The 23,430-nt window shown below is 49.3% G+C and carries 25 protein-coding genes; all 25 read right to left on the bottom strand.

Annotated features, from left to right (window positions below):
* Positions 1-13 precede the first annotated feature (13 nt).
* A complete protein-coding gene (locus BUA83_RS02110) occupies positions 14-553 on the bottom strand; it encodes a hypothetical protein (protein WP_072934518.1) in 540 nt (179 codons plus the stop codon).
* A gap of 12 nt (positions 554-565) precedes the next feature.
* Positions 566-1,561, bottom strand: coding sequence for a flotillin-like protein FloA (gene floA, locus BUA83_RS02105; RefSeq protein WP_072934517.1), 996 nt, complete (start codon positions 1,559-1,561; stop codon positions 566-568).
* A gap of 45 nt (positions 1,562-1,606) precedes the next feature.
* A complete protein-coding gene (locus tag BUA83_RS02100) occupies positions 1,607-2,245 on the bottom strand; it encodes an NfeD family protein (protein ID WP_094756425.1) in 639 nt (212 codons plus the stop codon).
* Between the two features lie 306 nt (positions 2,246-2,551).
* Positions 2,552-2,986, bottom strand: a complete 435-nt coding sequence (locus tag BUA83_RS02095) for a hypothetical protein (RefSeq protein WP_072934515.1) — start codon at positions 2,984-2,986, stop codon at positions 2,552-2,554.
* 82 nt (positions 2,987-3,068) lie between these two features.
* Positions 3,069-3,518, bottom strand: coding sequence for a GatB/YqeY domain-containing protein (locus BUA83_RS02090; RefSeq protein ID WP_072934514.1), 450 nt, complete (start codon positions 3,516-3,518; stop codon positions 3,069-3,071).
* A 152-nt stretch (positions 3,519-3,670) separates the two neighbouring features.
* Positions 3,671-3,853 (bottom strand): 30S ribosomal protein S21, encoded by a 183-nt coding sequence (gene rpsU / locus BUA83_RS02085; protein WP_072934513.1) that lies wholly within the window; start codon positions 3,851-3,853, stop codon positions 3,671-3,673.
* A 121-nt stretch (positions 3,854-3,974) separates the two neighbouring features.
* Positions 3,975-4,322, bottom strand: a complete 348-nt coding sequence (locus BUA83_RS02080) for a histidine triad nucleotide-binding protein (RefSeq protein WP_072934512.1) — start codon at positions 4,320-4,322, stop codon at positions 3,975-3,977.
* 112 nt (positions 4,323-4,434) lie between these two features.
* The gene (gene mtaB, locus BUA83_RS02075) at positions 4,435-5,727 is read right to left on the bottom strand and encodes a tRNA (N(6)-L-threonylcarbamoyladenosine(37)-C(2))-methylthiotransferase MtaB (protein WP_407695178.1); all 1,293 of its coding nucleotides are present in this window, start codon (positions 5,725-5,727) and stop codon (positions 4,435-4,437) included.
* A gap of 9 nt (positions 5,728-5,736) precedes the next feature.
* On the bottom strand, positions 5,737-6,489 hold the full coding sequence (locus BUA83_RS02070; protein ID WP_072934511.1) for a 16S rRNA (uracil(1498)-N(3))-methyltransferase: 753 nt from the start codon (positions 6,487-6,489) through the stop codon (positions 5,737-5,739).
* Positions 6,489-7,430 (bottom strand): 50S ribosomal protein L11 methyltransferase, encoded by a 942-nt coding sequence (gene prmA, locus BUA83_RS02065; protein WP_072934510.1) that lies wholly within the window; start codon positions 7,428-7,430, stop codon positions 6,489-6,491. Before prmA ends, BUA83_RS02070 begins: the two co-directional genes overlap by 1 nt.
* A gap of 198 nt (positions 7,431-7,628) precedes the next feature.
* Positions 7,629-8,789 carry a molecular chaperone DnaJ gene (gene dnaJ, locus BUA83_RS02060; protein WP_072934509.1) on the bottom strand — a complete coding sequence of 387 codons (1,161 nt, stop codon included), beginning with the start codon at positions 8,787-8,789 and terminating at the stop codon, positions 7,629-7,631.
* A gap of 116 nt (positions 8,790-8,905) precedes the next feature.
* Complete coding sequence (gene dnaK / locus BUA83_RS02055; protein ID WP_072934508.1) at positions 8,906-10,762, bottom strand: molecular chaperone DnaK; 1,857 nt, start codon at positions 10,760-10,762, stop codon at positions 8,906-8,908.
* A gap of 224 nt (positions 10,763-10,986) precedes the next feature.
* Positions 10,987-11,586 (bottom strand): nucleotide exchange factor GrpE, encoded by a 600-nt coding sequence (grpE, locus tag BUA83_RS02050; protein ID WP_200795956.1) that lies wholly within the window; start codon positions 11,584-11,586, stop codon positions 10,987-10,989.
* 18 nt (positions 11,587-11,604) lie between these two features.
* Positions 11,605-12,627: a heat-inducible transcriptional repressor HrcA gene (hrcA, locus tag BUA83_RS02045; protein ID WP_072934507.1), complete on the bottom strand. Its 1,023-nt coding sequence runs from the start codon at positions 12,625-12,627 to the stop codon at positions 11,605-11,607.
* Positions 12,628-12,792: 165 nt separating this feature from the next.
* Complete coding sequence (locus BUA83_RS02040; RefSeq protein ID WP_072934506.1) at positions 12,793-13,476, bottom strand: hypothetical protein; 684 nt, start codon at positions 13,474-13,476, stop codon at positions 12,793-12,795.
* Between the two features lie 12 nt (positions 13,477-13,488).
* Positions 13,489-14,625: a radical SAM family heme chaperone HemW gene (gene hemW / locus BUA83_RS02035; RefSeq protein ID WP_072934505.1), complete on the bottom strand. Its 1,137-nt coding sequence runs from the start codon at positions 14,623-14,625 to the stop codon at positions 13,489-13,491.
* Positions 14,625-16,421 (bottom strand): translation elongation factor 4, encoded by a 1,797-nt coding sequence (gene lepA, locus BUA83_RS02030; protein WP_072934504.1) that lies wholly within the window; start codon positions 16,419-16,421, stop codon positions 14,625-14,627. Before lepA ends, hemW begins: the two co-directional genes overlap by 1 nt.
* Positions 16,422-16,557: 136 nt before the next feature.
* The gene (locus tag BUA83_RS02025) at positions 16,558-17,304 is read right to left on the bottom strand and encodes a hypothetical protein (RefSeq protein WP_072934503.1); all 747 of its coding nucleotides are present in this window, start codon (positions 17,302-17,304) and stop codon (positions 16,558-16,560) included.
* Between the two features lie 78 nt (positions 17,305-17,382).
* The gene (locus BUA83_RS02020; protein WP_072934502.1) at positions 17,383-17,871 is read right to left on the bottom strand and encodes a CinA family protein; all 489 of its coding nucleotides are present in this window, start codon (positions 17,869-17,871) and stop codon (positions 17,383-17,385) included.
* Entirely contained in the window at positions 17,868-19,205 is a 1,338-nt protein-coding gene (gene rimO, locus BUA83_RS02015; RefSeq protein ID WP_072934501.1) for a 30S ribosomal protein S12 methylthiotransferase RimO, read from the bottom strand. The genes BUA83_RS02020 and rimO overlap by 4 nt, the downstream gene beginning before the upstream one ends.
* A 16-nt stretch (positions 19,206-19,221) precedes the next feature.
* On the bottom strand, positions 19,222-20,244 hold the full coding sequence (locus BUA83_RS02010) for an ABC transporter substrate-binding protein (RefSeq protein ID WP_072934500.1): 1,023 nt from the start codon (positions 20,242-20,244) through the stop codon (positions 19,222-19,224).
* An 84-nt stretch (positions 20,245-20,328) separates the two neighbouring features.
* Positions 20,329-21,459 (bottom strand): cell division protein FtsZ, encoded by a 1,131-nt coding sequence (gene ftsZ, locus BUA83_RS02005; protein WP_072934499.1) that lies wholly within the window; start codon positions 21,457-21,459, stop codon positions 20,329-20,331.
* 89 nt (positions 21,460-21,548) lie between these two features.
* Positions 21,549-21,881 carry a small basic family protein gene (locus tag BUA83_RS02000; protein ID WP_072934498.1) on the bottom strand — a complete coding sequence of 111 codons (333 nt, stop codon included), beginning with the start codon at positions 21,879-21,881 and terminating at the stop codon, positions 21,549-21,551.
* Positions 21,878-22,585 (bottom strand): DUF881 domain-containing protein, encoded by a 708-nt coding sequence (locus tag BUA83_RS01995; RefSeq protein WP_072934497.1) that lies wholly within the window; start codon positions 22,583-22,585, stop codon positions 21,878-21,880. The genes BUA83_RS02000 and BUA83_RS01995 overlap by 4 nt, the downstream gene beginning before the upstream one ends.
* 14 nt (positions 22,586-22,599) lie before the next feature.
* Positions 22,600-23,418, bottom strand: coding sequence for a cell division protein FtsQ/DivIB (locus tag BUA83_RS01990; RefSeq protein WP_094756403.1), 819 nt, complete (start codon positions 23,416-23,418; stop codon positions 22,600-22,602).
* Between the last annotated feature and the right edge of the window lie 12 nt (positions 23,419-23,430).

The following is a 23,430-nucleotide window of genomic DNA, read 5'->3' as shown; positions in this document are numbered from 1 at the left end:
CGTGTGTAATGAATTAGAATTTTCTTTTACGCAGGGCTTTGGGCTTTCCGAGAATTTCTTCGTAGATGATACCCGTTGCGAGTGCCTGAGGAGTTACAGGCGGAAGTTCAAGAGGCTTACGTGCTTCCGCAGAAAGCTTCGCCTGGGCGCGGTAGGTTTTTTCTTCTTCCTCCCGCATGATTTTTTCCTGCTCGGTCTTTTCTTTGAGGTATTTCATGTAGCGGTTCTGCTCGTCTGCCAGCTCCTCCGCCTCGATAGCAAGACTGTCCGCACTCTGCTGTTCACGATAGACTCCGTCCTGAGGCTTTGCTTCAGGAGCACGTTTCAGCTCCGGTATTTCAAAGCCGATGTCCCTTGGGTCCGACGGTGCAGGCTGCGCCTTGGGCTGAGGCTTTTTTATTGGGGGGAATTTTTTCCGTGTTTTGTTTTTCTGCGTATAGTTCATGAATATCATGAATATGAGCGCTGCTATCATCGGAAGATGGCTGAAAATCCAGCCAACTGCCTCAAAAAAGATTTCTTCTATCATGAATACATAGTATATGTAATCCATAGCTTTTCCCCGTTATTTCGTCAGAGGTCCCTGGGGCATATCAGGCGTGCCTGCCTTGCTGATGGCGCCCCGCATATCTGTGTCCGCCTGTATGTTTTTGAGATTGTAATAGTCCATGACTCCGAGATTGCCGTTTCTGAATGCTTCCGCGATAGCGTGAGGTACTTCGGACTGGGCTTCGACAACCTTTGCTTCCATTTCCTGAGTATATGCCTTCATTTCCTGTTCTTTTGCTACAGCCATTGCGCGGCGTTCCTCAGCTTTTGCCTGTGCAATACGCTTATCAGCCTCCGCCTGATCTGTCATAAGCTCTGCTCCGATGTTGCGTCCTACATCTACATCAGCTATATCAATGGAGAGAATTTCAAATGCAGTACCTGCGTCAAGGCCCTTTCCGAGGACAGTCTTTGAGATTTCATCCGGGCTTTCGAGGACGTCAGTATGTTTTTCCGAGGAACCTACTGTAGTAACAATACCTTCACCGACACGTGCAATAATGGTAGGCTCTCCCGCACCGCCTACGAGACGGTCAATGTTTGCGCGGACGGTGACACGGGCTTTGATTTTAAGCTCTATACCATTCTTCGCGACTGCGGATACAACCGGGGTCTCGATAACCTTAGGATTGACGCTCATCTGAACAGCCTCGAGAACGTCACGTCCTGCGAGGTCGATGGCCGCAGAGCGTTCAAAGGGCAGAGGTATTTCAGCACGGTGTGCAGCGATAAGGGCATCTACAACGCGGTCAACGTTACCGCCTGCGAGATAATGCGCCTCAAGCTGATTAACCGATACTGTAAGTCCTGCCTTGTTTGCTTTTATGAGGGGGAGTACGATTTTCTGCGGTACAACGCGGCGAAGACGCATACCGACGAGCTGGAAAATACCAACATTTACGTTCGCGGCAATCGCCGATACCCAAAGTCCCAGGGGCACAAAATGAAGAAATACTGCTAATGCGATAATGATGATGACAAGCATGAATCCGGAACCAAGTAATGCTCCCATAAAGTTTCCTCCTGTTTTTCAGCCTTCCCCTTCAGGGTAGGCATATTATTCTACTTTTCTTACTATCACGCGGCTGCCTTCGACAGCTGCCACGATAATGCTACTTCCTTTTACGATATAGGCTCCATCAGCTACTATATCCTGCGAAACTCCGTCAAAGCTCCCACGCCCCGAGGGCCTGAGGTCTGTCTCCGCGATACCGGTGCGCCCGACGAGTTCCTGCTTCGGTGGTGCGCTGACGTAGCCGCGTTCCTTTGTGGACGCATCGCTGAGAACAAGCTTTTTCCAGAGGCGGCTTGAAGGCATACGTTTTACAAATACCGCGAATACAAGAACCGCAATTGCAAGGGATGCCAGCAGTGCATAAACCGCATCTACATCTCCTCCCAATGTCAGGACTACGCTGTAAAGCATTGCAGCAACGCCGAGTCCCGCCAAAAGTCCGACTGTGGGAGTGAGGATTTCGATGATGATGCAGAGGACCCCTCCAAGGAACATCGCTATCTGATACATTGCGACGAGTCCCTTCATATACTGACTGCCGAAGAAAACCCCTGCGGCCACTATTCCCAGAAGAGCACCTACACCAAGTCCCCCGGTTTTTATTTCAACGAGAACGCCGAAGAAAACGACAGCCAAAAGAAGCACTTCCACCCATGCTGCTCCGACAATCTCCAAACGCATCTCCTCCTTCCCTGTTTTCATATTGTATCATCTAATAGAAATGTGGAAAAAGTCTGCAAAAGAACATTTCTTTGATACGGTATAAAAAAGGGGCTGTGAAAAAAGCAACAAGAACGCCTTCTCCTTTAGGAGAAGGTGGGCCCGCAGGGCTCGGATGAGGTGCTCCCCAAAGTGCCTACTATGTACATAAATAGCGGCTCTCCTTGGTGTACCTCATCCACCACTACGTGGTCCCCCTTCCCCAATGGGGAAGGCAAGAAATGCTTTTTTCACAGCTCCAAAAAAGGATTTTACGCGTAGTATTTTTCATGCCCAGATTGCGTGCATGATTTCCTTGTAGGATTCGTTCAAATGGTTGATGATTACGTCAAACATCGCATAGATGAGGTCGCCAAGCCTCTCTCCTTCCGCGGAGAGAATGCAGATATCGAGAACAAGAGACCCTTTGTCATCAAAGTAGTATTTGAAGGATTTATACTTTTTGTTGTATTCATTCACAACGCGGAGTACAGCAAGCTCATTTTCATCCGTGCGGGCATTCGGTGCGATAAGAATACGAATCATTCCGTAGATGCTGTTGTCAAGGATGACTCCAACAGGAAGCTTGTTTCCGCCGATGTCAATGTTCGAGCGGAAAATAGAGGATTCCCAGTCATCGTTAGGCATTTCTTCGATGGCAAATACGTTCTCAATCTTTTTTTCATCAAGGTAGTTCAAAAAAATTTCTGCTTTTTTGTTCATGATCTTACCTCCCGAATGTAGTATATATCGATTATAACATAAAAAATCTGCCGCACATAAAATATGCGGCAGATTTTATACGTTATTTCAAAAATTCGCGGACGATATTGTTTACCATTTTACCGTCAGCTTTGCCTTTGACCTTCGGCATGAGCTCCTTCATTACCTTGCCCATGTCCTTCGCAGTCTCGGCCCCGGTTGCTTTCACTGCTTCCTCTACGAGAGCACGGACTTCGTCCTCGCCCAGCTGCTTCGGAAGATAGCTCATGAGGATCCCGATTTCCTGCTCTGCGGCCTCTACCAGATCAGCGCGGCTTCCTTTTTTGAATTCTTCGATGGAGTCTCTGCGCTGCTTAACTTCTTTGCTGATGATTGCGAGTACATCATCATCACCAAGCTCGCATTTCCCGTCAATTTCCTTTTGGCGGATTGCACCGCGCACGAGGCGGATTACGCTCAGGCGCATTTTGCCGTCCTCACGTGCCTTCATGGCTTCCTTCATATCGACCGTCAGCTGTTCTTTAAGTGACATCATAATCCCTCCGTTCAGAAATAACCGAAAAGTCTCTCTACATAAACACGACTTGCCTTAATCATTGATTTCTTTTTACAAAATAAATTTGCTCCTGCCGTAATAAGACAGGAGCAAAATTTCGTCCAAATAAAAGAACGCAGATGAAACTCTTACGCTCTGAATTTGCGTTTACGCGCAGCTTCCGACTTCTTCTTACGGCGGACGCTCGGTTTTTCATAATGTTCACGTTTGCGAACCTCAGCCAACGTACCCGCTTTCTGGCATGTACGTTTGAAACGGCGGAGAGCACTGTCGATGCTTTCGTTCTTGCCAACCTTAACTTCGTTTGCCATTTATATTCCCCCCCTCCAGATTTGTTGGGAGTGTAGTATGCTTTATTCTTTGACGCAATTACACCCTGCTATTATACGCGATACAAGGGGCTTTGTCAATAAAAATTGTTTCATCTTAACATCAGCCCGGCGGCCACTGCATGGACCGTCCTCCCAAAATATGGAAATGCAGATGCTTTACAGTCTGTCCGCCTTCCTCGCCTGTGTTTGCAACTACGCGGAAGCCTTTCTCCGTAAGTCCCTGTTCTTCCGCAATCTGCGGAATGACATCACACAGGATATGAGCCGCGAGTTCCTTGTCCTCAGCCTTGAGTGCAGCAATGCTTTCGACGTGCTTTTTCGGAATAACAAGTGCATGAAATGGTGCCTGAGGCTCAAGGTCTTTGAACGCAGCAACGAGTTCATCTTCATAAACAAGCGTCGAAGGAATTTCCTTCTGCGCGATTTTGCAGAAAATACAATCAGCCATGATTCGTACCCCCTCTCCGTTGTGGAGCAACAACTACTATCTTGATTTATTCGTCATAAAATTCAAAATCCCTGCATATTTTTTGAAAATTATGCAGGGAGTTTAAAAAATTTTAGACAGGCACGCCCCAGACGCCGTCTTTGTAAAGCTTTGTCAGCTTCATCTGCGCTATTTCACCCAGCGGCAGCCTTGCATCTGTATATACGCGGATGTACGTATCTGTGAGTCCATCTATGATGCCGTCTGTTTCCGTCTCAAAAAGCACATCTGCTGTTTCGCCCAAAAAGCTCTCGTGGAATTTTTCAGCCATTGAGTCTGCAAGAGTCTGCATACGATGAACTCTGTCCTTTTTCTCCGTCTGAGATATCTGGTTGGACATTTTCGCCGCGGGAGTTCCGGGACGTCTCGAGTACGGGAATACATGCATACGGGCAAAGCCCTGCTTCGCTGAGAAGGCCAGTCCTTCCTCGAAAAGCTCTTCTGTTTCCCCGGGAAAACCCACAATTATATCTGTGGTTATTGCGACTCCCGTCACCTCAGCCCTGACCTTTTCAAGGAGCTTTGAAAATTCCTCCGCAGTGTAGTGACGGTTCATTGTCTTCAGTATGGCATCCGAGCCTGCCTGCAGCGGAAGATGCAAATGACGTGCAAAACGCTTATCGCTCCTTATGAGCGCGAAAAGCTCAGGAGAAAGCTCAATAGACTCCAGAGAACCGAGGCGCAGGCGCTTTAGCTCAGGGAACTCCAGCACCGCCGCAGCGGCATCTGCCAGAGTAACATTTTCTTCAAGGTCTCTGCCATACGCGCCGAGATGGATACCCGTGAGAACAATTTCCCTGAAGCCTGCCTTCAATAGCTTTTCTGCTTCTCTTCTTATGCTTTCAATCGGTCTTGACCTCAGAGGCCCTCTTGTATATGGGATAATGCAGTAGGTGCAGAAATTCTGACAGCCCTCCTGTATCTTCAGAAAAGCACGGGTTCTTTCCGGCGCGGAAAAAAGCGGAATATCCTCAAAGGTATCCGCGTGCATGATGTCTCCAACCTCACGCACAACACCGTCAGCCTTCGCGGCTTCCTCCACCAGCTCCACTATGCGGGCGCGGTCCTTCGTGCCTACCACAAGACGTACTCCCGGAAGCTGAGCTATAATTTCCGGAGCAAGCTGAGCGTAGCAGCCTGTAACGGCAATAAGCGCGTCCTCGTTTTCACGCCGGGCACGGCGTATGAGCTGTCGTGATTTTTTCTCCCCCAGCATTGTTACGGAGCAGGTATTTATAATATAGACGTCCGCACGCTCCGTGAAGGGAACTATCTCATAGCCTGCCTTGCGGAAAAGTCCTTCCATTGTTTCTGTTTCAAACTGGTTGACCTTGCAGCCCAAGGTCATAAATGCAGCCGTTGTCAATCTTGTCTTTCACCTTTCTATCTGAATACGATTCCCTAAATCGCCTTTTTCGTACTGCACACAAGAAAGCACGGCAAGTGCCGCGGTCTCAGCGCGCAGTATGCGTGGGCCCAATGTTACCACAGCAGCACCTGCCTTCTTTGCGGCGGCTGCCTCATCAGGTGAGAAGCCTCCCTCAGGGCCTATCAGGGCCGTATATTGCTTCTGATTTTTTTCGTTCAGCCACGTGCCGAGAGAAAGCTTTTCCTCATTTTCGTAGCAGAGAAATAATCCGTCCGCTTCAGTGCGTTCAGCGAGCCATTCCTTTATATCACGAATGGGCTCAACCACAGGTATAAGTGTCCGTCCGCACTGCTTCGCGGCTTCGTTTGCTATGCGCTGCCATTTCACACGGCGCGCTTCGCTTTTTTTCTCGTCGTATTTCACAACGCAGTTGGCGCTCTTTATGGGCTGAATAGCCGATACTCCAAGCTCTACAGCCTTCTGAACTATGAACTCCATTTTATCTGCTTTCGGCAGACACATGGCCAGGGTAAGCGCAATAGGAGATTCAGTATCCGCCTCGATTTCTTCAATAAGCTTCAGCGTAACTGTGTCTGATGTGAATCCCGTGATTTCCATTACGGCGGTTTTTCCGTCCCTGTCTGCGGCGATTACACGGTCGCCCTCTTTTGCGCGCAGAGCATAGCCCAGATGATGGGCATCACTTCCCGTCACAGTGACTTCCTCGGACAAGACGCCCTGCAGAAAAAGGCGGCGCATCAGCGGTCCTCCTCACGGATTATTTCAAGAGCAAGCCACTCTTTTTCTTCATGGCGCTGTACTATAAAAAGTCCGTGCAGCTTAGCCGCCGCAACCACATCCTCCTCGCGGCTCAGTATGATTCCGCTGGCGAGAAGTCGTCCTCCCTTTTCGAGGTGGTCATCCAGCTCGTCAAAAAGACGGATGACCAGGTCGGCAATAAGGTTTGCAGTAATGAGCTTTGCCTTTCCGGAAAATTCCTTAAGAAGGTCGCTTTGTTTTATTTCTATTATTGACTCAGTTCCGTTTTCTGCGCTGTTAAATTTCGCGGATTTTACTGCCGTTGCGTCATAGTCCGCGGCCACAACCTTCGATGCGCCAAGCTTTGCAGCAGCTATGGCAAGCACGCCTGAACCCGTACCTACATCGAATACCGTCATATCCGGCTTTACAAGCTCCTCAAGAGCGCGGAGACACATTGATGTCGTCGGGTGAGTTCCCGTGCCAAAGGCCGCCCCCGGGTCAAGACGAAGCACTATATCATCCGGCTGCGCCTCGTATTCCTCCCATGACGGCTGAATCACAAGATTTTTACCGACCTTATCCGTGTGGAAATATTTTTTCCAGTTATCCACCCAGTCTTCGTCGTTGCGGATATTTGTTGAAACCTTTGCAGTTCCCAGGTCAGCACCGCGCCCTTTCATGTACTCAAGGGATGCTTTGAGAGTCCTGACCTTTCCATCAAGCTCTTCATCATTCGCAAGATAGGAGCGTACTACCACCATACCTGTTTCAGGCTTTCGCTCCATGTCGCGGTAATCCCATCTTCCTTCGTCAATATACGCGTTTATGAGAGCAGGATCGTCGATTTCGACGCCGCCTGCTCCTATATCCGTAAATGCGGCTGTCACAAGGTCAGCAGCCTCGGTTTTTGTCTCTACGCTGACTTCAACCCATTCCATCTATTATGCTCCTCTCGTTTGCAGATAGTGATAAGGCATGGTGCACCTCATCCACCGCTTACGCGGTCCCCCTTCTCCCAAGGGAGAAGGCTGTTTAAACATTTATTCATGCGTCATAAATATCTACTACTATATCAAAAAGAATCATAAATAGCAAAGTACAAAAATATGCCGCGGGATTTCTCCCACGGCATATCTTTACTTCGAAAACATTTTGCGAATCGTATCCATGAAGCTTTTCTGCTCCGGATTTACACTTTCGCCGGATATTTCTCCGAATTTTTGCAAAAGATCCTTCTGCTCCTTCGAGAGCTTCTTCGGCGTCAGTACCTTTACACGGACATGCTGGTTGCCACGTCCGCTGCCGCGGAGGAACGGAATACCCCGTCCTTTAAGCCGCAGAACCGTGCCCGACTGGATGCCCTCAGGTATCTTCATCTCTACCTTGCCGTCGAGAGTCGGCACCTCGATGGTATCACCCAATGCCGCCTGCACAAAGGAGATAGGTACTTCACAGATAACATCGTTGCCGCTTCTCTGGAAAAGCTTGTGCTCACGGACGTAGATGTATACGTAAAGATCTCCGCTCGGACCTCCGCGGCGCCCTGCATCTCCTCCGCCTGAAATACGGATTCTGGAGCCTTCATCAACACCTGCCGGAACCTTTACACGAATTGTATGCGAGCCTTTTACATGACCTGAACCATTGCAGGTTTTGCACGGATTTTTGATAATCTTGCCTGTACCGCCGCAGCGTCCGCAGGTACGGGAGCTCATCATACGGCCAAGGGGTGTATTGACTGCATGCTGTACCTGCCCTGTACCATGGCAGTCCGGGCAGGTCTCAGGAGATGAGCCTTCTGCCGCGCCGGAGCCGTGGCAGGATTTGCATTCCTCGGTACGTGGAACACGGATTTCTTTTTCCACGCCAAAGGCTGCCTCCTCGAATTCAATTTCGAGGTCATATCTGAGGTCATCACCCTTTTCAGGTCCCTGACGACGCTGACGGCTTCCTCCGCCTCCAAAAAAGGCATCGAATATATCGTCAAAGCCGCCGCCTCCGCCAAAGCCTCCGAATCCGCCGAAGCCGCCAAAGCCGCCTGCACCGCCGCCTCCGCCCATACCGCCTTCAAAGGCAGCGTGGCCGAACTGGTCGTACTGCTGTTTTTTCTGCGGGTCAGAAAGAACGCTGTAAGCTTCGTTGACCTCTTTGAATTTTTCCTCAGCTTCCTTCGGGTTGTCACGGTTCAAATCCGGATGATATTTTCTTGCCAGCTTCTTGAAGGCTTTCTTTATATCCGCATCCGAGGCACCCTTTTCAACGCCGAGGACTTCGTAATAATCGCGTTTTTCGCTCACGTTATACCACCTTCGTAAAGAAGAAGAGTGAGCAGTTTTGAGCCCACTCTTCATACCCTATGACTTACACAGACGCATTTTCACAGCACCCGCGTAAATCCTGCTTCTTCATATAATTACTTTTTGTCGTCTTTGACTTCGGTATATTCCGCATCTACGACATTGTCGTCGTCCTTCTTTGCGTCCTGCTGCGGTGCCGCGCCCTCAGGGCCTGCCTGTGCGCCGTCTGCTGCCTGCTGAGCCTGCTGATATGCAGCCGCGCTCATTTCATAGAGCGGTTTCTGGAGTTCTTCGGAAGCCTTCTTGATTGCTTCATTGTCTCCGCCCTTCAGCGCTTCCTTAACCTTCTCTACAGCAGCCTGAACCTTTTCGACCTGTGCTTTGTCAGCTTTGTCGCCGAGGTCCTTGATTGCTTTCTCTGCCTGATATACAAGGTTGTCAGCCGTATTCTTGATTTCGATTGTTTCCTTCTGTTTCTTGTCCTCTGCTGCGTGAGCCTCAGCTTCCTTGACCATGCGGTCAATATCTTCCTTGCTCATGCCGCTGTCGGACTGAATCGTGATTTTCTGCTCCTTGCCTGTGCCAAGGTCTTTTGCAGATACATGAACGATACCGTTTGCGTCGATATCAAATTTGACCTCAATACGTGGTACTCCGCGCGGAGCCGGCGGAATATCGGAGAGCTCGAAGCGGCCCAGTGTCTTGTTGCCTGCTGCCATTTCACGCTCGCCCTGCAGAACATGGATATCAACAGAGGGCTGGTTGTCCGCAGCCGTGGAGAATACCTGGCTCTTGGATGTCGGAATTGTAGTGTTGCGGTCGATAATCTTCGTGCATACACCGCCGAGTGTCTCAATACCAAGGGACAGCGGTGTAACATCAAGAAGAAGAACGTCTTTTACTTCACCGACGAGAACGCCGCCCTGTACAGCAGCACCGACGGATACGCACTCATCCGGATTTACGCCGTGGTTCGGCTCTTTGTTCAGGTACTGCTTGATTGCTTCCTGAACAGCCGGAATACGGGAAGAACCGCCGACGAGAATGACTTTGTTGATATCGGACGGAGAAAGCTCTGCGTCTGCCATTGCCTTGCGTGTCGGCTCCATAGTTGCTTCAACAAGGTCTCTCGTGAGTTCGTCGAACTTAGCACGGGAAAGTGTAAGGTCGAGATGGAGCGGGCCGTTTGCGCCTGCCGTAATGAACGGAAGGTTGATGTTCGTGGAGAGCATGCTCGAAAGCTCGATTTTTGCCTTCTCAGCAGCTTCAACGAGGCGCTGTGCGCTCATTTTATCAGCCTTGAGGTCGATGCCGTTTTCTTTCTTGAACTCGTCAGCCATCCAGTCAACGATACGGGCATCGAAGTCATCACCGCCGAGGTGTGTGTTACCGTTTGTAGCCTTAACCTCGAATACGCCGTCGCCAAGCTCAAGGATGGATACATCGAATGTACCGCCGCCAAGGTCGAAAACGAGGATTGTTTCGTCGCTGTCCTTATCAAGTCCATAAGCCAGGGCTGCTGCCGTCGGCTCGTTGATAATACGGAGAACCTCAAGACCTGCAATCTTGCCTGCGTCCTTAGTTGCCTGACGCTGGCTGTCGTTGAAGTATGCAGGAACTGTGATAACAGCCTGGGAAACAGTCTCGCCGAGGTAAGCCTCCGCATCTGCTTTCAGCTTCTGGAGAATCATTGCGGAGATTTCCGGCGGTGTGTAGCCTTTTCCGTCGATATCTACCTTGTAGTCGTTCTCGCCCATGTGGCGCTTGATGGAACGGATTGTGCGGTCCGGATTTGATACAGCCTGACGTTTTGCAAGCTGACCGATAAGACGCTGTCCGTCTTTCGTAAAACCTACAACAGACGGTGTCAGACGACTGCCCTCAGGGTTCGTAATGACAGTCGGCTCGCCGCCTTCCATAACGGATACAACAGAGTTCGTCGTACCCAGATCAATACCAATTACTTTTGCCATTTTTATTTCCTCCTGTAAAAAAACATATGTAAATTATCTATTTGATTCACTGGTCTTTCGACCAGCGTACTGACACGATGACAATCGAACAACGCCACCGCCTATGCCGCCATCTGCTTCGTTGTCGTCAGTCGGCATAGCCACCGCTATTCCTCCCTCCTCCGCCTGGCATATGCCAACATATGCGACGTCGTTTATTGTTCAAAAATCATCATGCCAGTACACTAATTGGAAACAACCTGTACCATACTCGGGCGAACAACACGTCCCTTGACAATGTAGCCCTTCTGCAGCTCTGCCGCAATGATTTCATCCTCAAGGTCAGGGTTCTGCACCCTCATGACAGCCTGATGGAAATTCGGATCGAATTTCTTTCCCTCGGTCTCGATATATTCAAGACCGTTCTTTTTCAGGGCCTCGGCGAACTGATTATAAATCATCTCAACGCCCTTGTGGAAGCCCTCGCTGTCCTTGTTATCAGATGCCAGCGCGCGCTCGAAGTTGTCAAGAAGAGGAAGCATATCCTTAAGGATTGTCTGTGTTACCACATTTCCAAGCTCCTCTTTCTCCTGTCTTGTGCGGCGTCGGAAATTTTCAAAATCAGCCTGCAGGCGCAGGTACTGGTTTTTCTTTTCTTCTATTTCTGCCTTGAGCTTTTCAGTTTCATCAACTGCCTGCTCCTGTGTCTCAGCGGACTCCTCCACAGCTTCCTCAGCAGCCGGCTTTACTTCCTCCTGCTGCGTTTCCGCTTCGTTAATCTGCTCCTGCATATCTTCCAAATTCACTTCATCCTTTTTCTTCATTTTATCCTTCATGAATGGCATATTTCTCACCTCGTGCCGCTACCAGCGGAATTTTTTTACCACGTCGGCCAGATGGCCGTTCATGTAGTTCAAAAGTGTCATCGCCTTCCCGTATTCCATGCGTGTAGGTCCGAGAACCGCGATTGTCCCAAGAAGCTCACCGTCAAGATGGTAGGTGGCAGTCATAAGGCTGCAGTCCTGCATTCCCCTGACCTCGTTCTCCTTGCCGATTGTAACCTTCAGCCCTTCTCCCAGGTGCGCGTGGAGGATATCCTTCAAAAGCTGCTCCTCTTCAAACATGAGGAGGATTTCCTTTACCTTTTCCACATCATGGAATTCCGGCTGGGAAAGTATTTCGCTGGTGCCTCCGAGATAAAGTCTTTCATGCTTCCCCGTATCAAGTGAACGGTGGATAACCTCCTGGGCCGCTTCGAAAAGGCTTTCGTCGCCAATCTCCTCACGGATATTTTTCATAACCGCCGGAGATATCGCATCAAGGGTATGTCCTGCAAGGCATCCGTTTATGACGAGAGCCATGCGCTGGAAATCCTCAAATGCCGCACCGTCAGGCATATCGACAATCTTATTTTCGATGAAGCCTGCATCTGTCATCAAAACAGCAATTGCCCGACGGTCATCAAGCGGCAGAAACTGCAGACACCTGAAGGCTGCCTGAGTCATCTGCGGAGCAAGTACCAGCGAAACATTCTTAGTGACGTGGGATATGATTCGCGCAGTTTCCTGAAAAACTTCATCTATGCGCCGAACCCGCTCCATATACCATTTGTCGATAAGTGCCTTTTCCTCCTCGTCAAGCGGCTTTGACGGAAGAAGGTCATCAACATAAAAGCGGTAACCCTTTGAGGACGGAATGCGTCCGGATGAAGTGTGGATATGCTCAAGATACCCCAGCATCTCAAGGTCAGCCATTTCGTTCCGGATAGTCGCGGGACTCACGCCAAGGTCATGCCTGCGCGCTATCGTACGGGAGCCGACCGGTTCCGCAGACTCGATATAGTCCTGCACGATTGCCTGCAGTATTCTCTGTTTGCGTTCGTCCATCCTTTCTTCCTCCTCATTTGTTAGCACTCCATCACGTTGAGTGCTAACGTCTATAAAGACTATACCCCTTATACATCAAAAAGTCAATAAGTCAAATCAAAAAATTTAATCATAAAAAAAGACAGCAAAAGGATTTCTCCCTTCGCTGTCTCATCTTATCATTCATCAAAGTTTGCTGTGCAGAGGATACCACTGGAACTTATGATTTTTTGTATCATAACTGTCATACTCTGCATTGTTTTCAAAAGTCGGGAAAATAATCGGAGTATTGCCGTTGGCTTTGATTATAACCTCAAGGGGGATTTTGTCCTCCACGTCATCTGCCGCAAAGTCCACAACAAGTCCGACCTTGTTCCAGGTAATGCGGCGGACCAGCTCCGTCTCTACCGCTCTCTGGAGATTCGTATAACGCACACGCATCGGCACAAGCTCACGTTTTCCCTGTTTTACAATTATTTCCGCATCACGAATTGCGTCCACATCCAGTCGTCGTGATGCAATCATAACGCGAAGCTGGTATTCCTTTCCTGCCTCGGGAATAGCCTTGAAGTCACGATTGCCCGTCCGTGTCTGTGTAATCTGCTCGTTCATAACGTGACAGTAGGGAGTAATCCAGTACGCATCCGCTGTTGTCCTGATATCATCACGCATGAAGTCTCCTTCCTCTGCGTGATAGTCCTTCCATTCAGCAAAAACAAAGTTGACCTTTTTGTCCGGCACAATTTTGTTTCCCTTAATCTGTGCCTCACTTACCTGCTCAGAGGTAAGCTCAGGCGCTGCCATGGCAGGCACTGTTCCCACAAGAAGCAGGGCTGCTGCTGCCGAAGCGAAAATTTTCTTCATATTCATACTTTATCCTCCTCAAAGCAGAAATGCGCGGAAAGCGACGTTTCCAAGCTTCATGCCCTTTGGAGTCAGACGTATATATTTTTCATCAGAGGTAAGAAGCTCCTTTAATTTCAAATCGTCGATAACCTTTTGATATACGCTTTCCACAGTGCAGCCGAAGCGCTTTTCGAACTGTTCCCTGTCTATGCCGCGTACCGTCCGAAGCTCAAGGAAACAGAACTCCGCCATCTGAATCTCGGGAGTAGAGGGTTCCTCAGGCCGTGCAGGAGATTCGCCGCGCTCAATGCTTGCGATGTATTCCTCAGGTGTTCTGAGGTTTTCCGTGCGCCGTCCGCCCCAATAGGAATGAGCTGCCGCGCCGAAGCCGATATACGGCTTGTCACTCCAGTAGCCGAGATTGTGGCGGCTCTCAAAGCCGTCGCGTGCAAAATTGGATATCTCATATCGTGCAAAGCCGTAAGGCGGCAGATTGTTCACAACATAGTCGTACATGGCTTCCGTTTCTTCATCCGTAGGAAGAGTAATCTCCCCCGCTTCAATCTTTGCCTTCAGCGGTGTACCGTCCTCGACCTGAAGCCCATAGACGGAAATATGCGTCACGGCAAGATCCATGGCCGAGCCTATGCTGTCAACGAGATTCTTCATTGTCTGCCCCGGAAGTCCGTACATAAGGTCCATGCTGACATTGGTGAATCCCGCAGCGCGTGCCCAGCGCACCGCATCCTTGATATCCTGCGCTGTATGTATGCGTCCGATACGCTCAAGAATATCGTTTTCAAAGGTCTGCGCTCCGATGGAAAGCCTTGTAACACCCATGGTATAGAGCGCCGTCATATGTTCAAGCGTTACCGTTCCCGGATTTGCCTCAACGGTGAACTCCGCCTCAGGATCAAGGGGAATATTCTCACGCACGGCATCAATTATGCGCTCCAGCTGCGTTATGGGAATGACTGTCGGTGTTCCGCCCCCGATAAATACGCTGGACGCGGGACCCGCCTTTGCCAGGAAGGGCTCCTGGGCTTCAATTTCCTTGACGATTGCCTGCGTATATGCAGACATGAGGTCTTCCTTTCCTTCCCATGAAGGAAAATCACAATACTGGCATTTCTTCTTGCAGAATGGGATGTGAATGTAGACTCCGTAGCTCATCAGTGAATTTTCAAGACCGCCATAAAGGCTTCCTGTGGTATCTCGACACTGCCTACCGCCTTCATGCGCTTCTTGCCCTCCTTTTGTTTTTCTAACAGCTTACGCTTACGCGATATATCGCCGCCGTAGCATTTTGCAAGGACATCCTTGCGGAATGCGCGTACGTTTTCACGGGCGATAATTTTGCTTCCGACCGCTGCCTGAATCGGAATCTCGAACATCTGCTTCGGGATGATTTCCTTGAGCTTCGCCGCAAGCTGACGCCCACGGTAAGCCGCATGATCCGCGAAAACAATTGTTGAAAGAGCATCGACGGGCTCTCCGTTGAGGAGGATGTCGAGTTTCACGAGCTTGGCCGGCTGGTAATCGGCAAGCTCATAGTCCAGCGATGCGTATCCACGTGTCGTTGATTTCAATATATCAAAATAATCGTAAATAATCTCGCTCAGCGGAATATGATACGTCAGCATGACACGGTTCACGTCAAGATAATCCATACTCTTGTATTCTCCGCGTTTGTCCTGAGATACCTGCATTACCGCACCGACATAATCATTTGGAACAATAACTGTCGCCTTTACAAAAGGCTCTTCCATAAAGTCTATTTCCTGCGGCGTCGGGAGCTTTGCAGGATTATCAATGGCAATCATCGTGCCGTCCGTTTTATGCACATGATAGATAACGCTTGGAGCTGTAGTGATGAGCTTCAGCTTGTATTCGCGCTCAAGGCGTTCCTGAATGACATCCATGTGAAGAAGTCCCAGAAATCCGCATCGGAAACCAAAACCAAGCGCCAGGGATGTTTCTGCCTCAAACACAAGCGCAGCATCGTTGAGCTGCAGCTTTTCCAAAGCATCCTTAAGGCTGTCGTAATCCGCGCTGTCTACAGGATAAAGTCCGCAATACACCATCGGCGTAACACCCCGGTATCCAGGGAGCGGCTCGGGAGTCGGGTTCTCCTCCGTGGTTATTGTATCGCCGACACGCACGTCACGGACATTTTTCAGGCTTCCTGCCACATATCCGACATCACCTGATGCCAGCTCAGATACCTCTACAGGAGCGGGGCGGAAGCAGCCCACCTCGGTGACATCAAAAACCTTGCCTGTAGCCATCATTTTGAGCTTTGTACCCTTTTTCATTTTTCCGTCCATGAGGCGGACATGGGCTATAACACCCTTGTACGCATCAAAGTAGGAGTCGAAAATGAGCGCCTTAAGAGGCTTGTCATCATCACCATGTGGGGCAGGGATACGCTCCACTATTGCCTCAAGAATATCTTCAATGCCTATGCCTGTCTTCGCCGATGCCAGAATAGCATCAGATGCGTCAAGGCCTATGACATCCTCTATTTCTTTTTTAACTTTTTCAGGGTCTGCACTCGGCAGATCTACTTTGTTTATAACAGGAATAATTTCCAGGTCGTGCTCAAGAGCCATGTAGACGTTTGCAAGCGTCTGTGCCTCGACCCCCTGCGTCGCGTCAACAACAAGAAGCGCTCCCTCGCAGGCTGCAAGGCTTCTTGATACTTCATATGTGAAGTCAACATGCCCCGGTGTATCAATGAGGTTAAGCTCGTAGGTTTCTCCATTTTTTGCCTTGTAGTTCAGGCGGACAGTCTGTGCCTTTATCGTAATTCCACGCTCGCGCTCAAGGTCCATGGAGTCCAGTACCTGCGCCTCCATCTCGCGCTGGGAGAGTGTTCCCGTATTCTCAATCAGACGGTCGGCCAATGTTGATTTGCCGTGGTCGATATGCGCTATGATTGAAAAGTTTCGGATATTTTTTGTCTGCATGTAATTCTTTTTCCCCTTCTGTTTCTTCTATAACAATTACGAATCTAGTATATCATAAGCTTTTCATTGAGTTCAATCATGCGCAAAAAACAGCACCCTGCCTCAATACAAATGAAACAGAGTGCTGCAGTAAATTTTATTTCTTTTTCTTGTCGGATTTCTTTTCGATAGCAGCGTCGTTGTTTACTGCCGGAATTTCCTGGAAGGTCATCAGACCAAGACGGTAGGTTGCAGTATGCGCAGCCGTGATGTCAGGATTGTCGAGAAGCTCAACAGCGAAATGACCGCCCAGCTGTCCACGGAAGAACGTACGGACTGTCTGGGTATCGGAATGAAGTGTTCCGTCCGGTTTACCGTCACCGTTCTCATCAACCTCCCAGTCCTTTGCAGTAACCGCATAAAGACCGAGTCTGCCGTCACCAAGAACATCTGCAAGGCGTACGAATTCATAAGGCATGGTCTTCATGAGATTATCAAGATATGCCTGCTGCTCCTTTTCTGATTTCTGCGCGAGATTGTCAGGAATCGAAGCATCCTCAAATGCCTTGCACTGAATCGTCCATGCGTGCTTTATATCAAAACCTTCGCTCTCAAAAATAAGAACCTCGCCATAAGCCTGCTCATCAATCATGCTTGCAGGAACTACCGCAACAGGTTTTGTCGGGCAGACGATGGAAAAGCCATAGCGCTGGCTCGTGTAAAGATAACCGCTCTGTTTGTAAAGCTCAAGCGCCTCCTCTGCCGAAAGCTCTCTCGGCTCCTCAGATGCAGAAGCTGTCTCTGCTGCCGGAGCTTCCGCAGCAAAGGCTGCCATCGGAGCTGCGAGAGAAAACGCCGTCATGCCTGCCGCGATTGTCATCATTACCGTTTTTTTCAGATTCATAAGGAAAACCTCCTTGATAATTTTCTGATTTCAACTTTTTGTATTATATCAGCTTAATTTTGTATTTTAGCTGAAAACTCACTTTTCCAATTCTTCATTCAGCAGCTTCATTGCTTCATGCACCGCTGTTTTTTTTATTTCAATTCGCGTTCCGCTGAAGTTGAATTTCTTTGCGAACGCTGATGTTTCCGAAGCAAAGCCTATGAATACCAGACCTACGGGCTTTCCCTCTGAGGCTCCCGGTCCGGCATTCCCCGTCACACTCAGCGCGTAATCAGAGCACAGCTTTTTTCTGACACCCTCTGCCATTTCAACTGCTGTTTTCTCAGATACAGCTCCGAGCGAATCAAGTGTCTCCTGCTTAACACCGAGAACACCTGCTTTGACCTCGTTAGTATATGAAACGACAGCGCCCTTCACGTAAGCAGAGCTTCCGGGGGTATCAGTAAGGCAGCTCGTCAAAAGACCACCCGTGCATGATTCAGCGCAGGCAACTGTCCTTCCTTGCACTAAAAGCTTTTCTCCAATCAAAGCTCCAAGAGACTTTTCATCCTGTCCTGATATCATTTCTTTTTCTCCACCGGCTCACCTACAACATCATAGGTAAAGCCCTGTGTAACGCGGACACGTACAATATCACCCGGCTTGCTGTCAGTATCTCCTTCAATGTAGACCTGACCGTCTACCTCGGGTGCTTCCCGATAAGAACGTCCGACAGCGATTGTCTGCTGCTCCTCATCGCGGCCTTCTACGAGAATATCAAGCTCCTTTCCTTCAAGAGCCTGGTTGGTCTCCTCGGAAATTTTGCTCTGAATGCTCATGAGTTCATGGTAACGCTCCTGCATTACATCCTCTGCGACCTGTCCGTCCATGCTGTATGCCGGTGTATCCTCTTCCTTGGAATATGTGAAAATTCCCACCTTATCAAAGCGCTGCTTCAGCAAAAATTCTCTGAGAGCCTGATAATGTGCATCGGTTTCTCCGGGGAATCCCACGATAAAGGTTGAACGTACCGTAACCCCGGGTATGCGCTCACGAATCTTTTCCAGCAGCTTTTCAATGCTCTCACGTGTATCCGCACGATGCATACGTCTGAGAATCGCATCATGAGCATGCTGAAGCGGAAGGTCAACATATTTCGCAATCTTCGGCTCGGAAGCAATCACGTCTATAAGCTCATCCGTAAAGAAGCGCGGATAGGAATAAAGCGTGCGAATCCACTGTATTCCATCGATTTTGCAAAGCTCCTTCAAAAGCTCCGCAAGACGTGGCTTTCCGTAAAGGTCGCGGCCATAATTGGTCGTATCCTGGGCAATAAGGTTAATTTCCTTTACACCATCAGCGGCAAGACGTTTTACTTCCTCGACAACATCTTCAAATTTGCGGCTGCGGTAGTGACCTCGGATCATTGGAATTGCGCAGAAGGCACAGTTGTTGTCACAGCCCTCTGCAATCTTGACATACGCCGTATAGCCGGGTGTCGTCATAATGCGCGGCATACGGGCATCATATATAATCTCGGACTCTCCCGAAATGACAACACGATTTCCCTTCAGTGTTTCATCCACAGCCTCCATAATCCGCTGCCATGCGCCGGTGCCTATTATGGCATCAGCCTCAGGCATTTCATCCAACAGCTGCTGTCCGTAGCGCTGTCCGAGGCAGCCTGCCACGATAAGGGAACGGCAGCACCCGCTGTTTTTGTAATCAGCCATGTTAAGCACGGTTGTAATAGACTCTTCCTTTGCCGATTCAATAAAGGCGCAGGTGTTCACTATAAGCACCTCTGCCTCAGACGGCTCATTTGTAAGCTCTATTCCGTTCTTTTGAAGAATACCAAGCATAACCTCAGTATCCACTAAATTCTTTGCACAGCCAAGGCTGACAAATCCTGCTTTCAATTTACTTCCTCCTGCCTTACTGGAACCGGACTTCCTTGAGCCAGCGGTCCAGCATAGCTTTCCGCTGCTCTTTTGTATACTCCGGCTGCTTTTCAAACAATATAAGATTTTTTCCGGTCAGCATCTTGTAGGCCAGTGTTGCCTGATTCGCCGGAATATAAAACTGATTCTCACGCTGCAGTGCAAGCTGCGCTTCATCAGAAAGAAGCCAGTCCATAAAAGCACGTGCCTCCGGACTTTTTTCGTTAAGGAGTCCCATTCCCGTCAAAAGATACGCTGTTCCGTCAGACGGATAGACAATTTTCAATGGGTAGCCCTGATTAATGTAACGAAGCGTCTCACTTTGCACAGCAATAGAGAGATCTACCTCTCCCATACCTGCCATACGCACCGGTGTCGAAAGATATTTTACATACTGGACAACTTTCGGGTGCAGTCCCGCAAGGATACGGAACGCTGCCGGTTCTCCGTACTCGGCAGCCAGTGTAAACATAAGCTGCTGAGGCGCGTCTGCCGCAAGGAAATCCGTCATTCCGATACGTATTCCAGGATAAGCCGCAAGCTCCTCCCACGTTGAAGGAATACGTGTCATCAAAGCCAGATAATCACTGTTGACGCAGAACACAATCGGGTCATACCAGACGCCAACCCAGGCATCATCTTCCGATTTAAGGGCATCAGATACCGAATCGGCTGCCTCAGAACCGTAAGGCACAAAGGCTCCGGCGGCCGCAGCAGGCTCAAGCACCTGACGGCTTGCCAGCACGAGGTCAGCCCCTGATTTATTTACTTCTTTTTTCAGACGCGACGAAAGCTCCTCCGTCCCCATAGCCTTAAAAGCTATTCGTACGTTGGCGCTTTTTTCGTATTCCTGAGCAAGCATTTCCGCCTGCTCAACAGGCAGAGTGGTATACACGGTTATAGTTTTTCCCGGCTGCAGTCCTTTTTTATCTGCAAAGGTTCCGAGATATACCGTACACAATACCGCCAAAAAAGCGGCTACAAATGCCGTTAAAAGAAGCGGTGTATATCGTCTCATACATTTTCTCCTAACAAACAGGCGGGCCACGTCAGCGGCCCGCCTGTGAGGTTCATACTAAATGCCGGCAAAACGCCAAAAGCATTATTCGCTGTGGCGCAGCCATGTCGGAATATCAATCGTCGTCATATTCGGGATGACCGGCTGCTGCGGCTGTGGTTCCATGTTCTGCGGAGCCATTGGCTGCATCTGCGGCATACGCGGCTGCATCGGCTGTGCTGCCGGCTGCTGTGCAGGAACTCCCACAACATCATCCGAATCATCGAACCGTGTGGCAATAACCGTAACCCTGACAGTGTCACCAAGTGTATCATCAATAGCAGCACCGAAGATAATCTCCGCATCAACATGTGCCGCTTCCTGTATGGTCGTCATTGCTTCGTTGACGTCAAAAATGCTGAGCTTTTCAGTCGCGCCCGTAACATTCAGCAGGATACCCCGCGCGCCCTGAATAGATTCCTCAAGCAACGGCGACGAAATAGCATTCTGCGCTGCCAGAACAGCAGCATTCTCGCCGGAGCCCTCACCGATACCCATAAGTGCTGAGCCTGCATCAGACATAATGGTCTTCACATCAGCGAAGTCAAGGTTAATCAGGCCGTCAACTGCAATGAGGTCAGAAATACCCTGTACGCCCTGATGAAGAACATTATCCGCGATACGGAAGGCCTCCATCATCGGTGTCTTTTTGTCAACAATCTGCAAAAGCTGATCGTTTGGAATCGTAATAATAGTATCTACATGCTGCTTGAGATTGGTAATACCGCCCTCAGCATTAATCATGCGGCGGCGTCCCTCAAACTTAAACGGCTTTGTTACAACAGCAACCGCGAGAGCTCCGCACTCACGTGCACACTGTGCCACAACAGGAGCAGCACCGGTACCTGTACCGCCGCCCATACCTGCCGTTACAAATACCATATCGGCACCTGTCAGAGCGTCAAGAATATCGTCACGGCTTTCCTCAGCCGCCTTGCCTCCGACCTCAGGTTTAGCGCCGGCTCCAAGTCCGCGCGTCAGTTTTTCGCCAATCTGTATGCGTTTGGGTGCCAGTGAATGCAGCAGTGCCTGCGCATCCGTGTTAACAGCTATGAACTCTACACCCTTGAGTCCGGAAGAAATCATGCGGTCGATGGCATTTCCGCCGCCGCCGCCTACACCTACTACCTTTATTTTAGCTACGTCATTTCGTGCTGTATCGTCAAATTCAATCACGATATTGCCCTCCCAGCATATGGTTCGCTATGATATACGTATTTATTTTATCATCTATTGGCATGTTTCGCTACAAAAATTTCACAAAATCAATGCTTCTTCAAAAAATACCGTCTGATGATGGCAAGGTTTTGGAAGATTCGGAAACCAAAGGTCAGCAGAGCAACGTAATACAAATCGATACTGAGATGATCTCCGACGTAAACCAGAAATGCTGCCAGCAGTGCGTTCGTGAAGAAACCTGAAATAAAAATTGTATTATCAAATTTGTCTTCAAGGACGGAACGGTATCCGCCAAAGACAGAATCAAGGCATGCGAGAAGCGCAACCGAGAACAGCTTTGAATACGCAACAGGAATAATCAGCGGACAGAACGCGCCAAGCACAAGTCCGATGATAAGTCCGCAGACCGCACTTATCATGACGCACCACCCCCTGCCGGTTTCGCATACTGATACTGTGTCGTTCCTTTATATGCGGGCACCTCTACATTTTCCGACGCCTGAATCTCAAGTTGTATTCCCCACACGGCAAGAGTTTCCATAACTCCCCCGCGCATCTTCAGAGCATTTTCCAATGTCGCGGCATCTCCGATGGCATGAATTTCGTACGGAGGTGCAGAGCGTACATTATTAACTGAAAGTGTCGGACCGGCACACCGGATTTCAGAGGTTGCGATTATACGCTGTCCGTTTATTGATATGACCTCAGCTCCCGCCGCGCGAAGCTCATTCACCACACGGAGCAGATCATCATCATGAATGATATACAGATTTTGATTGTCGCCTGCTTTGGACTTCAGCCTGCTGTCATCAATCAGTACAATGACACCCGGACCTTCCATCGCGACAAGCCCGGCCCTCTGGCGCAGAATCTCAGACGCTTTCTGGTCTGACAGACTGTTGGCTTCTCCTTTTTCAGCCGCTTCCTCAAGAGCAGACAGCTTTTCCTGCAGTTTATCACGCTCACGCTCCACGTCCAAAAGACGCGATGACAGCTCCTCAAGGCGCTGATACGGAAGCGAGGCCTTCTGCTCCATGGATATCCTGAACTGCAGGGAAATCATAAAGCCCAGGACGGCACAAACGACCGCCACAGATATATGGCCTTTTTTGAATCTATTCATAACCTTATCCTTTACTACTGACGAAATCTGACAAAGGGCTTTGAAAAGCTCAGGTCTATATACTCCATCTGATGCTTTGTCACTCTGAGTTCATCCAAAAAGTCCTGTGTGAGCTTCGCTTTATTCTCCAAATCCTTAAGCTCTCCGATACGAACCTCTACAGCATTCGTAGTATAAGCGATTACATGCGACGGGTCCCTGAGGTTTACCTCCGTGAGTCCCGAAAGAGCGTTTTCGCTGATTTCCGAAAGATATTTGAGGGTATCAAGCACCATCGGGTCCTTCACATGGTCTCCGATGTAAAGATTTTGTATTTTTATCCCTTCCAGAAAGGGGATTGTCTGAAAATGCTTTTTACGGTATGCATTAAGAACCATTCCCTGTCTGTCCAGGTCGAGATAACCGTACTCGCAGGCTATATTCGCAACAGGTCTGCGCTCCTCAACTTCTATAAAAATACCGTTTGGGAAAACACGGCGTACGGAGGCCTTTTCAATCCGCAGATCCTTGACAAGCGTCTTTGATGATGCCGCTGTCTCAACCTCAAGAAGATGCTGCCCTTTATATATCCCGGCAATACGGCATATATCCTCAGTGGAAATATATTTATTACCAACAACAGCAATAGAATTTACCTTGAAAAAAGGAAGGTAAAATAAAGCTGCGGCGCAGGCGGCACAGACGGAGACCAGGATAATTATATCCAGAAGCCAATGTCCCTTTTTTGATACGGCTTTTTTCTTCGGCTTCACCGTGCTGCTCTTTTCCCCGTAACTCTCCAAAAGAGCAGCACGTTCCTCGTCCGTAAGATTCATATCCTCTCTGTCCATCATAACCGCCTCCCT

Source organism: Schwartzia succinivorans DSM 10502, assembly GCF_900129225.1.
Lineage (GTDB): Bacteria > Bacillota > Negativicutes > Selenomonadales > Selenomonadaceae > Schwartzia > Schwartzia succinivorans.
This window is presented reverse-complemented; position numbering and strand designations above follow the sequence as displayed.